Source organism: Zobellia sp. B3R18, from assembly GCF_018860715.1.
GTDB lineage: Bacteria > Bacteroidota > Bacteroidia > Flavobacteriales > Flavobacteriaceae > Zobellia > Zobellia russellii.
On sequence record NZ_JAHKQG010000011.1, the window covers coordinates 1,931,277 to 1,946,477 of the forward strand.

At 41.5% G+C, this 15,201-nt stretch carries 12 protein-coding genes; 1 reads left to right on the forward strand and 11 read right to left on the reverse strand.

What is annotated here, in order from left to right:
* The 4 genes from KO513_RS14565 to KO513_RS14580 all read right to left on the reverse strand — a co-directional run bounded on the left by KO513_RS14565 (window position 1) and on the right by KO513_RS14580 (window position 3,972).
* The gene (locus tag KO513_RS14565) at window positions 1-444 is read right to left on the reverse strand and encodes a DUF1569 domain-containing protein (protein WP_215913956.1); all 444 of its coding nucleotides are present in this window, start codon (window positions 442-444) and stop codon (window positions 1-3) included.
* A gap of 13 nt (window positions 445-457) precedes the next feature.
* Complete coding sequence (locus tag KO513_RS14570) at window positions 458-808, reverse strand: YciI family protein (protein WP_215913957.1); 351 nt, start codon at window positions 806-808, stop codon at window positions 458-460.
* A gap of 87 nt (window positions 809-895) precedes the next feature.
* Window positions 896-1,480, reverse strand: a complete 585-nt coding sequence (locus tag KO513_RS14575; RefSeq protein ID WP_252735809.1) for a Crp/Fnr family transcriptional regulator — start codon at window positions 1,478-1,480, stop codon at window positions 896-898.
* Window positions 1,477-3,972: a zinc-dependent metalloprotease gene (locus KO513_RS14580; RefSeq protein ID WP_215913958.1), complete on the reverse strand. Its 2,496-nt coding sequence runs from the start codon at window positions 3,970-3,972 to the stop codon at window positions 1,477-1,479. Before KO513_RS14580 ends, KO513_RS14575 begins: the two co-directional genes overlap by 4 nt.
* Window positions 3,973-4,418: 446 nt before the next feature.
* On the opposite strand from KO513_RS14580, the gene KO513_RS14585 reads away from it, so the two are divergent.
* The gene (locus KO513_RS14585; RefSeq protein ID WP_215913959.1) at window positions 4,419-4,826 is read left to right on the forward strand and encodes a hypothetical protein; all 408 of its coding nucleotides are present in this window, start codon (window positions 4,419-4,421) and stop codon (window positions 4,824-4,826) included.
* A gap of 126 nt (window positions 4,827-4,952) precedes the next feature.
* On the opposite strand, the gene KO513_RS14590 is transcribed toward KO513_RS14585, so the two are convergent.
* The 7 genes from KO513_RS14590 to KO513_RS14620 all read right to left on the reverse strand — a co-directional run bounded on the left by KO513_RS14590 (window position 4,953) and on the right by KO513_RS14620 (window position 15,048).
* Window positions 4,953-5,639 (reverse strand): HupE/UreJ family protein, encoded by a 687-nt coding sequence (locus KO513_RS14590; RefSeq protein WP_215438155.1) that lies wholly within the window; start codon window positions 5,637-5,639, stop codon window positions 4,953-4,955.
* Window positions 5,640-6,872, reverse strand: a complete 1,233-nt coding sequence (locus KO513_RS14595; RefSeq protein ID WP_215913960.1) for a DUF4198 domain-containing protein — start codon at window positions 6,870-6,872, stop codon at window positions 5,640-5,642.
* A gap of 177 nt (window positions 6,873-7,049) precedes the next feature.
* Window positions 7,050-8,480, reverse strand: coding sequence for an SLC13 family permease (locus KO513_RS14600; protein WP_215438157.1), 1,431 nt, complete (start codon window positions 8,478-8,480; stop codon window positions 7,050-7,052).
* A gap of 51 nt (window positions 8,481-8,531) precedes the next feature.
* Window positions 8,532-9,923 carry a c-type cytochrome domain-containing protein gene (locus KO513_RS14605; protein WP_215913961.1) on the reverse strand — a complete coding sequence of 464 codons (1,392 nt, stop codon included), beginning with the start codon at window positions 9,921-9,923 and terminating at the stop codon, window positions 8,532-8,534.
* Window positions 9,924-9,933: 10 nt separating this feature from the next.
* Complete coding sequence (locus KO513_RS14610; protein ID WP_215913962.1) at window positions 9,934-10,806, reverse strand: sugar phosphate isomerase/epimerase family protein; 873 nt, start codon at window positions 10,804-10,806, stop codon at window positions 9,934-9,936.
* 30 nt (window positions 10,807-10,836) lie between these two features.
* A complete protein-coding gene (locus tag KO513_RS14615) occupies window positions 10,837-12,348 on the reverse strand; it encodes a DUF1501 domain-containing protein (RefSeq protein ID WP_215913963.1) in 1,512 nt (503 codons plus the stop codon).
* Window positions 12,349-12,351: 3 nt separating this feature from the next.
* Complete coding sequence (locus KO513_RS14620) at window positions 12,352-15,048, reverse strand: PSD1 and planctomycete cytochrome C domain-containing protein (RefSeq protein ID WP_215913964.1); 2,697 nt, start codon at window positions 15,046-15,048, stop codon at window positions 12,352-12,354.
* Window positions 15,049-15,201: the final 153 nt, after the last annotated feature.

Below are 15,201 nucleotides of genomic sequence, written 5' to 3' on the forward strand. Positions count from 1 at the left end.
CTAGCTTTTAAATTGCCTTAAATGATGGTCCGTATGTTTGTAAACAAAAACACCAATCTGCTCCTTGGTCATTTTTCCAAAAAATGGATGTACAAAATCAGGGTTTGAAAAGGAGTCATATGCTTGAAGCAATTCAATCCATTTTTTACGTTCATTTTCAAAGTTACCTGTGCCGGTAATTTTAAACTCAGGATGGGTAGGTTGATTTTTCTTCATCGGTTGCTCGTCTTTTACAATGCCGCGTAATGCCATGCCGCCAAACAGTTTGCCGATGAACAAGCGCTTGTAGCTTTTTTTTCCATGGAACAACTCTTCGCTTAATGTACAATGTTTTAGCATTTGGTAAGCATTCATTTTGCCCCATTGCGCTTGATTATGAACTTGCAGAGAATTTATTCTATCAACCAATTCGGCAACTGTGTTGTTATCAAAAATTGTTTTCATCTTTTGCCGTGTTTTAAGCTTCCATTGGTATTATGCCTCGTACTTCTACGGAACCGCCCATAGAAAGAATAGGGCATCCTTTTGCTATTTTGGCAGCCTCTTCAAATGTGGTGGCTTTAATGACCACGTTACCACTTAGCGTTTCGTTGTCCGCAATGGTAATTCCTGTGCTAACGTTTAATTTATTATCGATTAAAACACCCTCAAAGGCCAAGCGGGTAGTGCTTACAAGTTTAGCCTGAGCGGCAATGCCACCAATAAAGGCACCCCACTTTTTCTGCATTTCGCTTATTTGGTCAGATGTGGGCTGTTGGTCATTTGGTTGCATCCGAAATAGCAACATGAAGTCTTGAAGATTTTCCATTGTTTCAAAGTTTTATGGTTTATATAATTCAATGAGGCTAAGCTACCTGCATTTCAAAAAATAAAACTTGTCATAGGGCAAGAAAACCTATTCGCTGGAAATCTCTTTTCTAATTCGGCTTAAAGAAGTGTCCGTAACACCCAAGTACGTAGCAATATGTTTAAGCGAAATGTTCTGAACAATATGTGGTTTTTCCTTTAAGAGCTTCAGATACCGCTGCGAAGCTTGATCGGCGATCATAGCTACGCTTTGTTCTTTTAATGAGAAATAACTGTTTACCAAAGTAGTACGCCCTTGTTCCCTAAAACTGCGTATACCATGAAAAAGTTCCTGAAAAGTATCAAAATCTAATTGCCAACATACGCAATCAGTCAAAGCTTGAATGTTCTCTCTAGTAGGGTTTCTAAGGAAAAAAGAAGTCCAATCAATAACAATATCGCCAACGGCATAAAAGTTTGTGGAGATGTCTTTGCCTTCAGTATTCACCACATAAGAACGTGCAAATCCACTTTCAATAAACCAATAGTGATTTTCGGTTTTCCCTTCTTCTAAAATAAAGTCGTTTTTTGGGAAAGCAACTTTTTTAAATTTAGGAATAATCGCAGCCAGTTCTTCATCGGAAAAATCGGAAGTCTTAAATATGTTATTTAGAAAATGGTCTCTGCTTATCATTTGGGATCTAATATTTGCTCTATACGCTCGTTTACATCCTCTAAGTGATATTTGCTCATGGTATCGGTGGTACGGTTAATAGCGCTTTTGATAATTCGTTGTATACTTCGTAACTCACCACGTGCTACCGAACGAATGTCCGATTGGCTGGTATGCACCACCGTTGATTTTCGATAGCCCCCAAAATCCGGTTGTTTCTTTTGGTCTTTTGCGGTCATCAAATAATTTAAGCGTTCAACGTGTGCTTTTTGTAAGTTCCTTCTATAGGTGTCAATAGCGCTTCCTGTATTGAGTTCTGACCAGATGCCGTTACGCAGTTGGTTCATCATATCTGTTAAACTATAAGCTTCCGCTTTATTGGCGGTTTCATTTTCCACCAAACGTTGTAATTTTCCTAAGCTTAGGATATTATCTAAAGTTTTGGTCTGCATGGCCCTAATTTCTTCCACAAAACCTGAGTATTGAATCTTGTTAAAGATGTTCTGGTCAATAAGCCATTGCGGTGTTACAAAAAGTTGGTCTTGTAAAAAGGCCATACAATTTTGCTGGTGTTTCTTGGTAACCGGTATGTAAACGTCACCTTCTTGTTCATAGGTTTTTTGATATTCATAAACCCCGCCAATATTATTTGAAACATGCCCCATATAACGGTTGAACTGTGCAATGACCTGTCCGTATAATTTATCTAGGTCTTCATAGGTTTTTCCGTCTTCCTTTGTCCATGTAATTAGGTTGGGTACTATCCGCTTTAGGTTTTCAATACCGTATAAGCTGGCTTTAATGGCATCGTCTCCCAAGTCCTCTGTTTGGGAGCTTGGATCTACTATATCACCTACTTGTTGATGGCCAAAACGGTACAAGGGATCTCCGGCATGCTCTAAAATCCAAGCGTCCAGAATTTTATTTTCTTCTTCTATTGAAACATCAAGAACAGGTTTGTAGCCCCATTTAATGGCATATTTATCGTAAATACCAATATTAGGCATAAGGGCAACGTCTCCATCTTCTGGTTGGGCCACATAGTTAAACCGGGCATAATCCATAATAGATGGAGCCGTACCGTATTTTTTAGTAAATGAGGTCGAGCGAAGAGAATCTACCGAGTATGCAACGCTACTGCCCATATTGTGTGGCAAACCTAAGGTATGACCTACCTCATGAGCAGATACAAAACGAATTAACCGTCCCATAATCTCATCTTTGAACTTTGTACTTCTGGCATCAGGATTAATTGCTGCCGTTTGTACAAAGAACCAGTTCTGCAATAAGGTCATTACGTTATGGTACCAATTAATATCGGATTCCAGTATTTCACCACTTCGTGGGTCGCTCACGTGTGGGCCGTTTGCATTAGGAATGGGAGAGGCTAGGTAACGTACTACGGAATAACGTACATCTTCAGGAGACCAATCTGGGTCCTCCAGAACAGTTGGTGGCTCCTTTGCAATTATGGCATTTTTAAAACCGGCTTCTTCAAAAGCAACCTGCCAATCTTCAATCCCTTGTTTTATATAAGGCAACCATTTTTTTGGTGTAGCCCTGTCTACATAATATACAATCTGTTTTTTGGGCTCTACCAGTTCGCCATTTTTATATTTTTTCAAGTCCTCATCTTTGACTTCCAAACGCCAGCGATCTAGGTACTTTACAGTTTTGCTTTTTTGAACGTCTAAACCATAATCTGTTTGAGAGCTTGTAAACCAACCTACGCGTTCATCAAAATAACGACGCCTCATAGGTTTGGCAGGTAAGAGTATCATAGAGTTGTTTATTTCTATAGAAATAGAACCAAGACTGCCGTTACTTGGCGGTTTTTTTGCCAAGTACGTTTTTACATGCCGCGCTTCCACGTTTAAAGGATAACTTTTAATGGACTCAATATAACTTCTTGCTTCGTCCAAACGAGAGACTTTATACTTTTCTCTGTATGAGTCTGGCATGCCCAAGGCTTGCGCATCTTTTTCAAAAAGTTCGTTTACCTGAATTACCGTAGACGGGTTAACGGTATCCTTTTTAATGGCCTTGATATCAAAGGCATAGAGTACAGGTTCAAAATTGGAGTTTACAACAGCTTCATGTACAGGTAAGGAATCTGCGGCAACAACACCATGACTAACAACGCGAAGCAAGACTTTTTTTGGCTTTCTTTCCCAACGAAGTACCTGGGTGTTGATTTTACCACCGCCAAAACCAATGCCTGTTGCCGTCTTTGAAATCCTGCTCACCATCAACATTTCCTTGTTGAAAAGGGAATCCGGTATTTCGTAGAAGTGATTTTCATCAACAATATGTACATCAAAAAGACCTTTGTCGGTTTTTGCGTCTTTCGTTATAACTTTTCCGTATGGTTTTATTTTATCTTTTTTGTCATCTCCCTTTTTATCCGACTTTTCAATGTCATCTTTTTTCTTTTTGAAAATCTGGGCTTCGGCGGATAAGGAACTGATAACGAGTAATGAGAAAACTAATTGGGGGAAAACTTTTTTGAACATGTAAATTGTAATTAGAAGTTTTAATGTGATGAAATAGAATTGATAAGTGCCAACATGAGATTCTTACTAATATTCGTAAATATAGCACTTTTGATATTTTTTGTTCTGGACCGGTTTGAAAATGGATGTGGAGTGTGTGTGACTTTTTTGAGACAATCTTTTTTAAGAATCGATATAAAGCATAAAAACCCCGATAACCTATGTTTACGGTATGTAACGTACTGTTCGTCAGGAAAAAAAACGAAAATTTATCGCCATAAAAATAAGCTTTAAAAGGTGTGTGTAATATAAATTTAGAGTCCTTAAAATGCGAACTTCGTAGTGTTTGAACTTGCTTATTGCGAATTTGGTTATTTCTTCTTTTTTAGGAAAGCTCCCACAAAATATAACGAACAATAAAGAGATGTTTCTGCGTTATATAGACTCATAAACAAACCTACAACGTTATGAACAAGAAGAGTTTAAAAATAAGTATGCTATTGGGTCTTATATTTGCAAACGGAGTTTTTGCAGCTGACCCTTTGACCGAAAAAGATGAGACGGTTATTCATTCTATAAACTATATAGATGAGGATACCTATTTTGATTTAGGCTTTGATACTGCGGATTATTTACCGGAAGATTTTGATGCCAATGACATCTATGTCAATTTAGATGCAATTAGTTTTATTGAGGCCGAATCTGAGGTAAACATCAACACAGAAAAGTACCTTCCACAGAGCTTTGATGCGTATGCATTCCCTGAAAATGTTGAAGGGTTCAATTATATTGACGAGAATGATGAAATTGCTCTAGATTTTGATACAAAAAAACATCTACCTAGCGGGTTTGACCCGTATATAAGGAACAATTAACCATTGTAAATTATTTGAATTAGCTAGCTAAACCCCTGTTGAAATCAGGGGTTTTGTTTTTTTACCTATATACGATTCCTAATTTTGTTGCTTTAGGAAATATGCAAGTGTATGTTTATGAGTTGTTTAGTGGCCTCCATAGTAATAACCGTACATCTGATAGATAAATAGGCCTATTCCTGCAATGATGAGGTAGACATTGGCCGCTTTGTAAAAAGCGGAAAAACTCTTTTTGGATTTCCACTGTGTGATTATAAAAACAATGGGAATCAATGCACAAATCTGTCCCAATTCCACTCCAATATTAAAACTGACGATTTTTGCAAGAAACTGAGAACTTCCTACATCAAAAGACTGTAGTCTAGTTGATAGGCCAAAACCATGGATAAGCCCAAAAATAAAGACCATCAATAAAAGGTTGGGCGATTCAAATTTTAAGTACTTCTTGAAACCGCCCAAATTCTCGAATCCTTTGTAGAAGACACTCAAGGCAATAACGGCATCTATTAAATGTTCATCTGCCTTAATGCCTAAGTAGGTGGCCCCAATTAGGGTTACACTATGTCCTATGGTAAAAACGGTAATAAAGCGTACGATGTCTTTTAATCCGCTTAAATAGAAAATTACCCCCACTAAAAACAAAAGGTGGTCATACCCGGTAACCATGTGTTTTGCCCCAACATAAATGTAAGAGAGCAAACCACCATTATTGAGTATTTGTTGGTCTTCTGAACTTACGCCGTGAGCAGCCAATAATAACGGAGTAAGCAGAAATAGTAATGTTACCGGAAGTTTTTTTAAAAGTGGGTTCATTTATTGTTTTCTGTTAAACCAAAAGAATAATATAGCTACTAAAAATAAGCTGCCTACCCAATAAACGTAAGAAGGGATTTCTTCTTCTACAGGGGCATGGGTATGTGTATCCGCTCCATGCGCATGAGAAACCTCAAAGGTTAGGGTGGACCAGTTAGACTCATGTGTAATTTCTTCCTCTTCCAGGTTTTCTAGATGAATGGTCTGTAAATACCAGATTCCATCTGCGGTAAGTTTAGCGGTTGCCATTCCTTGGGAATCGGTTCTAAGCTGCTGTCCGGAAGTGTGGGTGTGGCCGCTCACCTCTGGATCATGACTATGGGCGTTTTCTTCTTTGGAGTCATGGCTATGGGTTTCTTGGGTTGTGCCATGACTATGATTTTCTTTCGTGTTATGATCATGGCTATGAGTTTCTTCCCCTTTTCCATGGCTATGACTTTCTTTCTTTTTATGATCGTGGCTATGTTTTTCTTGTTTTTTTTCGTGACTATGGACTTCTTCCTTGTTGTGGTCGTGACTATGATTTGTCTCGTTGTTTTCTGGTGTATTGGCTTCAGGATTACTGGTATGGCTATGGGCATTCTCGCCCATTCCATGACTGTGTTCTTCCGAATTGCCTTTGTAATTGGCGTATACCAGTTGGTTTGCTAAAGGTTTCCCCTTGAATAACAGTTTAAATTTAAAATCGTCTCCGGTATTCAATTCATACGGATTATCAAGTGGTATAAATTCAATGGGGTACCCTAGTTCTTTCTGCCAATCATCCGTCCGTTTGTCCCCAACTTGAAAAATGGTTTTTACATGTTTGGAATACCGCTCATTGGCATCGTTTTCTAAAGCATCATTGTCTCGTCTCCATGTTAGCATATCTTGTATGCCTTCATGCTCCAAATAGGTGTTGAATGCCTCGGCATCCATTTCAATAGATCTAGGCGCTGTAGAAACTCCTACTACATAAGTACCGGGTTCACCGGTTCTGAAGTTTAAAAAAGTAATGCTATCCTTTTCGCTCCACTGAGATTCGTCTACTTTAATTCTTTTACCGTTGTTTAGCAGGCTAACATCTAGCATGCGATCTCTGTCTATTACATTTTCACTCTTGTCAAAAGTGCCATTAAACAGTTGGATGGTTGCAGATTTGTTAGGTTTTAGAAAATAAGAATCCAATTTCAAATACATGATATGACTGCTGAACAGTACTAAAGCTAGTAGTGGGAGAACTATTTTTTTCATCAAGAGCGATTAAATTAGTGGATAAGTGGTAACGCTATTTTTTTGTTATACCGAATTTGATAAAAATAACAAAATGAAGGAACAAGCAGACCGAACTTCTCATAAAATCCGGATTTTTCGGGTAATGACCTCTACCCTTAAGATAATATGGATACAGGGCCAGATGTTTGGCCCATTTTAAAATAGTAAAGGCACTACAAATTGAAACATCAAAACTAATAGGGCAACAGCAATAATATTAAGGATAACACCCACACGGGCCATTTCGTTCACTTTTACATAACCACTGGCAAAGACAATGGCATTGGGCGGGGTAGCCATGGGAAGCATAAAGGCGCAACTACTGGCTATGGTAACGGGAATCAGCAAATAAAGAACGGGAATATCCAAACCAATGGCTATACCCGCCACTACTGGGGCCAGTACAGCAATCAAGGCTACGTTACTCATAAGCTCGGTCATAAAGAGCATGAGGGTAATAAGGAGTATGGCCGTAAACAGTATGCTAACGTTACTGTCTCCAATTGCTGCGGAAACCATATCTACAATACCACTAACGGACATGCCTTTGGCCAATGCCAATCCACCACCAAAGAGGATCAAGATGCCCCAAGCCAATTTTTGGGTGTCTTTCCACTCAATGATAAAATCTGCCTTTTTCATATTATAGGGTATGGCGAACATAGCAATGGCGGCCATAATACTGATCATGGTGTCGTTTAATTTAAGGGCAGGGAAAATACCGTTTATGACCGTTCTAAAAATCCACAGGAAAACAGTAACACCAAAAATAGCAAGGACCATTTTTTCTTTTCCGCTCATTGGGCCTAATTTTCTTAACTCATTATGTATGACGTCTTTTGATGCTGAAAATACAAGGTCTCGATTGGGATACATCCATTTTACCAGAACCAAATAACTGATCCATATCATTAAGGCGGAGAATGGAACGCCTAGGACCATCCACTTTAAAAAGGAGATTTCTATATTGTATTCGTTTTCTAGAAGACCGATCATTACCGAATTGGGTGGGGTGCCAATAACTGTGGCAACACCTCCTGCGTTAGCTGAAAAAGCAATACCCAACATCACCGAAAGGGCAAAATTCCTATCGCTTTTGGTAAACCCGTCTGCATCGTTCACCAAAAGATTTATAACGGACATGGCAATGGGCAACATGACCACGGTAGTGGCCGTGTTACTGATCCACATGCTTAATGCCGCCGTAGCGATCATAAAGCCAAGGACAACTTTGTTGGGAGTAGTACCCGTTATTTTTATAATATTCAGGGCAATGCGTTTGTGGAGATTCACTTTTTCCAAAGCCAAGGCCAGAACAAAACCACCAAAGAACAAGAAAATTATAGGACTTCCATAATTTGCCCCAACCTCACCAATATCCATAATCTTTAATATAGGAAAGAGGAGTAAGGGAAGTAGTGCGGTTACGGAGATGGAAACCGCTTCGGTAATCCACCAAACTACCATCCAAACGGCAACGGCAATTACGGCATCTCCTTTATCGGAGACCAGGTCAAACGGTAAAAAGCGAATAATGAAAAAAAGAATGGGGCCTAAAAAAAGTCCCGCTTTTTTACTGGATTCCATAGTTTTGAATTGGTGCTCCTAAAACTAGACTTTTTCTTTTTCTTTTGAAAATTAATATACAATAGTGTCCGATGCTATTGGTGGAAGCTGATAATTGCCAAAAACAACGGTAATTTTTGAAGTATTCAAAGAAGTGTTCTCAGGTATAGCTTCCGTATCGTGCAAATAGAGCTTTTGTAAGCTTTTTAGTTTGTCTAAAACTGCTAGCTGATTTGCCTTGATGGCCGAGCTTGTTAGGTTTATGGATTTTAGATGCTCCAATGAAGTTAAAAGTTGAAAGTCCTTTCCGGTAACAGCAGTATGGTCTAAAGAGAGGATGGTCAGGTTTGGTAATTGAGCCAGTTTGGAACAAATGGCATCGGTAACTTTTGTATGTCCCAAATCAAGTCTGGATATCTGTTCCTTAATGGGTAGTAACAATTCAAAATCGGCATCTGTAAAATCGGGTTTATTAATGCAGGAAGCACTCAAGAAATTAGAAGAATTACTTATTTGATCAATATGTACACCAGACTGTTCTATAGCTTTGATCTGTTCTTGGGCTACAGCAGCTATTTCTATGTTGGGGTGGTCAAAATCCTCTTTTTGAGGGAAGAAAGAAAGAAAAAGAGTTTTTTCTAGACCGGATTGGGCTATGGTTTTATCAAAAGGTGCATCTGCATCTATCCAAGCACGTACCAGATCTATCTCTTCTTTTGATGGCTGTGTTTTCCCTTCGGGAGGCATATGGTCATCATTATCCATAGGCAGTATGAGCCTTGTAAACAGCTCGCTTTCCGAAGCTTTTGAGGCTTCGATTACGGCCCCGCTCTCGCCTCCTTTCAAAATACCTTCCTCTGAGTTCAACAAGAGTTCGCCCTTGGCTTTTTTCGGGTTGTGGCAACTCACGCATTTGTTGTTCAATATGGGTTTGATGACATCCTCATAGATGAGGGCCTCTTGCCAATTGGTTTCGTTGAGACTGATTTCTTTCTCTTCAAATGTTTCAAAGCCTAAGGCCGATTTTATGGAGTTTGGTAGGGGTTCTATCAAATAATCTTCTCCATGGGTAATGTTCCCCCCTTGGTGGCCGGTAAAGGAAACCAAAATAAAGAAGAGAACGGACCATCCCACCATAGGGAGCTTCGACAAAAAATCAACCGCTTGGATCCCTTTTAATTGGGCATACATCAAAAACGAAAACAAGGCCGTAGCAATGCCCGACCACAAATGCCATTTTACCGTGTCAAAGGCATAGCCTTCACCCAGGTATTGTAAGTAACCGGTAAGGCAGGCAAGGCTGGCGCTAATACCGGCCCAAAGATAAATGAGCGATAATACCGCGTTGTATTCTTTCTTTTTACGGTCATATGCTTGCAAAAGGAGCCCTAGCATAATGAAGCCTATCGGTAGATGGACCACAAGGGGGTGTAACCTTCCAAGAAGTTGTTTCAGAACATCCATGCCTAATCGTTTAATCGATGTTGAATCGTTCCTTTAGCAACTTCATCATATAGACATTGGCCTTCCATTGGTCGGCCACGGGTAGTTGGGTGTAGGGTAAAGTGGGCATATAGTCTGCGGGACCGAATTCGGTAGTAATCGTAAAAACGTCTTTGCCTTCCCATTGTTTACGGATCACTTTTTCCCAAATGTCCATATGGCGCTCTACCGCTTTCTTCCATTCAGGGGCTTCGGGATCGTTTACTTGTGGGCCTTCGGCATGACCTACACGGGCATGGATGTGATGTGAGCGGTTTACGATTTCTTCGAGCTCTTTATCTTGATTCTGTAAAAGCGACTCGTGAACGACCATCCAATGGCTGATATCTAAGTTCAGTTTTAATTCAGGAATGGCAGAAAGGTATTTTTTGGTGTCGGGAAGGTTGAAGCTAAATCGTCCACGGTGGGTTTCATGATAAATAGGAATGTTGCTTTCTTTGGCTATTTTGTTGGCAGCGTCAATAAAGGCCTTGTTCTGTTCAAAAGTGAAAAAATCACTTCCCGTATGGCAATTGATGTACACAGGGTTCCACGAGACCAGGGTTTTAAAATTCGCGGTGTATTGCTTTAAACTTTCCTTAAAAGGAATCGATTTATTGGTGCCGTTCAAGAAACCGACTTTTAAATCGTATTTCTCAAGGGCCGTTTTTAGTTCGTTCTGGCTTTTTTCGTCCCTAGGAAACCATGTCTCTATACCGTCGTAACCGGCCGCCTTTGTTTTTTCGCAAAAGGCATCCCAAGAAATCTGTCGGCCCCAATCGGTCTGGAAGAACTGTATTTGTTTTTTTTGGGAAAGTCCTATAAAAGAAAAAAGGAGTACAACAAGGGTCAGTGGCATTCTCATAAATGGTAGGGTTGATATTATAATTGTTATTTAAGATAAGATTTCTTTGATGATATTGCCTTCTACATCGGTCAAGCGAAACGGCCTGCCCTGAAATTCATAGGTGAATTCTTCGTGATCAAAACCGAGTAAGTGTAAAATAGTGGCATGTACGTCGTGAACCGATACACGGCCTTCGATTCCGGAAAAACCAATATCGTCGGTCTGACCGTGTGAAGCACCTTTTTTGATGCCTCCACCGGCCATCCACATGGTAAAGGCATCACCATGATGGTCTCTTCCTTTAAAGGGCATTTCTTTATTCCCCCTATTTTCTTGCATAGGCGTTCGGCCGAATTCCCCTCCCCATACGATTAGGGTATCGTCTAGGAGTCCGCGTTGTTTTAAATCCATGATCAGGGCGGTTATGGGCCGGTCTATTTGGGTACATTTATTTCGGAGGCCCTTATCGATAGATCCCGAACGTACCACGCCATGGCTGTCCCAGCCCCAATCGAACAATTGAACGAAGCGCACCCCGTCCTCCACCAGTTTTCTGGCGAGCAGACAATTGTTGGCAAACGATTCTTTGCCGGGTTCTACCCCGTACATCTCCTTAATATGTTCGGGCTCATTATTGATATTCATGACCTCGGGAACCGCTATTTGCATGCGGTAGGCCATTTCGTATTGGTTGATCCGCGCCAGAATTTCAGGATCGGCATACTTGGCGTATTCCTCCTTGTTAATTTTGGTAATGGCGTCTATGGTGCTTTTCTTTAAATCCCTGGAAATACCATCTGGGTCTTCAAGATAAAGTACGGGATCGCCCTTAGAGCGGCATTGCACCCCTTGGTAGACGGAAGGTAAAAATCCGCTTCCCCAGACACTTTTTCCGGCATCGGGCGTGTTTCCGCCAGAGGTCAAAACAACAAAGCCGGGTAGGTTCTGGTTTTCAGAGCCCAGGCCGTATGTGGCCCATGCGCCAATACTGGGGCGACCTAAACGGGCGCTACCCGTATGCATAAAAAGTTGTGCCGGGCCGTGGTTGAATTGATCGGTATGCACTGCCTTTAAAAAGGCGACATCGTCTACTACCTTTTTAAAATGGGGCATAAAGTTCGAGACCCAATTGCCTGAATCGCCTTCCTGTTTGAATTCGGCCTGTGGGCCCATTAACTTTGGGGTACCTTTTATAAAGGCGAATTTTTTTCCGGCCAATAAAGATTGCGGACAATCTTGGCCATCTAGGCTGTGAAGTTTTGGTTTGTAATCGAACATTTCGAGCTGCGACGGGGCTCCGGCCATGTGCAGGTAAATGACCGATTTGACCTTTGGTCCATAGTGCGGGGGCAAGGTGGCCAAAGGATTAAGGTCGCGTTCCGAAAATGTGGTCGTTGATTTTTTTGGCTGTTTCGTGAGCGGGTCGCATCCCATGAAAATGGAACTCAGGGCCAGTCCGCCAAGTCCTTGTGCGCAACTTTTTATAAAGTGCCTTCGGGTCTTTTCCTGTGCTTCACGGGCCAGTTTCTCTTGAATGAGTCTTTCGATTTGGTCTTTCACGGCTTATACTTTCGTTAAAAATTCATCTAAGTTCATAATGGCATTGGCCACAAGGGTAAGCGCACTGAGTTCGGCCGTAGGCTTCTCTTCAAATGAAAGTAATAGTTTTGAAGCTTCACTGTTCTTGTGAAATTCCGCCAAGGAAGTTTGGTATAGGGCTTTTAAGGCTTCTAGTCTATTAGGGCTTATTTCCTTAAAAGTTGCTTTTTTATAACTCAGGGCAATACTTTGTTCAATGTCGTCTGGCCGGTAGTTGTTTTTCGCCAAATGGTAGGCGGTTTCCAAGTAAACGGGGTCGTTTAAGGTAACCAAGGCCTGTAAGGGGGTATTGGTCACGGTTCTTCTGATCGTGGCAACCTCACGGCTTCCTGCGTCGAATGTCAAGAACGAAGGGTAGGGGCTCGTCCGCTTTAAAAATGTATATATGCCCCTGCGGTATCGGTCTTCCCCTTTGCTTTCGACCCATTGGGCATCGCTATATACGGTTTGCCAAACACCATCGGGCTGGGGCGGCATAACGCCCGGTCCGTACATTTTAGGACTTAAAAGTCCCGAAACGGCCAAGGCTTGGTCCCTGATCTGTTCCGCTCCCAAACGCATTCTAGGGCCACGGGCGTAAAGTTCGTTTTCAGGGTCTATTTCATACATTTCGGGAGTACTTTCGGAACTCTGGCGGTAGGTGCCCGACATCACGATTTCCCTCACCAATTTCTTTATACTCCAGTTGTGTTCGTTCATAAACCGTAGGGAAAGCCAATCGAGCATGGCCGGGTGCGAAGGGGCATCCGATTGCGAACCGATATCCTCTACGGTAGAGACAAGGCCTCTGCCATAGATTTGGTGCCATACCCGGTTTACCAAGGTTCTTGCGGTCAAGGGATTTTTTTTATCTACGATCCATTGGGCCAGTCCGAGTCGGTTGGCGGGCCAATCGGGGTTCCATGCGTTTAAGCTCTCTGGGGTGCCCGGTTCTACGGTATCGGTTTTCGACATCCAACTGCCGCGATCGAACAGTTGGGAAGTACGCTTCATGTAATCGGGATTTTCGACCATTATAGGTACGGTCGGGGTTTTTGTGTTAAGGGCCTCCATGAGGTTAACGCCCATTTCTTTATATCCGGCTTGGCCTTCGCCCGGTAAATCGGGAATAAAGGTCACCCAATAAAGATTCATCAGGTTGGCTTCCTTTTTGGCATTGGCGTTATGGGTTTCGATATAAATATCGCCCTGACGGTCCAATTTCTTTATAGGAAAGCGGGCCGTAATATTCTGTTTTTGTTTGTTGATGGTGAACTCGCCTATAATCGGGCCCTCGGCATCCCTTTCACGGATAATGAATTTTGTGCCGTCGTAGTGCGAACGATAGTTGAGGTACACATAGCTGGCATTGTTGGTGTATCCGTTTTCTATGATGCAATTTCCCTTATCCCATAAAACCACGGAGGCGTGGTCATCGTAGGAGCCATTGTTGATTTCCTTAAAAAAGTGCGATTTATAGACGGGTTCGGTAAACTGTAAAAAGTCTTTGTAGGTTTTGGCCTGCGTTTCACCTCCATGTGTTTTGGCCCAATTGATTAGCCTGTCTACTTTTTGTTGTTGTTCGGGCGTATAGAATTTGAGAACGGGAGATTCACCGGGCGTGTCTTCGTCTCGCGAATTGTTGAAAAAGGCCATCAACTTATAATATTCCTCGTACTTGAATGGGTCATATGGATGGCTATGACATTGCACACAGCCCATGGTGGTGCTCTGCCAAACCTCAAAAGTGGTATTCAAACGATCAATAACGGTAGCCACCCGATACTCCTCATCATCAGTGCCGCCTTCATCGTTGTTCATTGTATTTCTGTGGAATGCCGTTGCTATGAGTTGGTCGGGAGAAGGGTCCGGTAATAGGTCTCCCGCTAATTGTTCAATGGTAAATTGATTGTAAGGAAGGTCTCGGTTAAAAGCTTCTATGACCCAATCACGGTATCTCCAAATACTTCGCTCCAAATCTTTTTCATAACCTTTGGAGTCTGCGTACCTAGCCAAATCCAACCACCAAGTGGCCCATTTTTCACCGTAAGTCTTTTTGTTAAGTAAAGTGTCTACCAAGCCTTCATAGGATAAATCTCCAGACTCAAAACGATTGAGCAATTTTTGACTAGGCGGAAGCCCCACGATGTCTAAGGATAGCCTTCTGGCAATTATATTTTTTTCTGCGGAAGGATTGGGTTGTAGTTCTTTTTCGTTTAGTCGGGCAAGGATAAAATGGTCAATATCATTTTTTACAAAACTGGAAGCACTTTCAGAAGCAAAACTCGCTTCCATATTGACTTTAGGAACTTCTACTTTTTGGGGAAGTGAATACGCCCAATGTTGCCCCCATTTAGCACCTTCGTCTATCCAGCGGGTCAATAGCTCAATCTCTTCGTCTGTAAGCTTGGGTTTCTCGTAAGGCATGCGAAGCTCCGGGTCTTCTTCATGTAGTCTTTTTATCATCTCACTACCCGCGGCATTACCGGGTATTATAGCCGCTACGCCCGATTCCGTTTCGGCAAAAGCTTCATTTTCAAAAAGTAGACTAAAGCCGCCACTCTTTTTAACACCGCCATGACAAGTAATACATTTATTGTTGAGTATAGGTTTTATTTGAGTGCTAAAATCAACGGGAGGTGAAGATTGACAAGCATTGAATAGTACTACACTTATTACCATAGAAAGATACTTGAGGCAATTATGTAATGAATTTTTTTTCATAACCGGGTGTTGTGTTCAGCTCAAAATAGACTTCAATATAGAAAACTTAAAAAATTAAGACCTTGGAAATCTACGCAACGTGTGCAACATACTTTGTATTAAGTTAAAGGC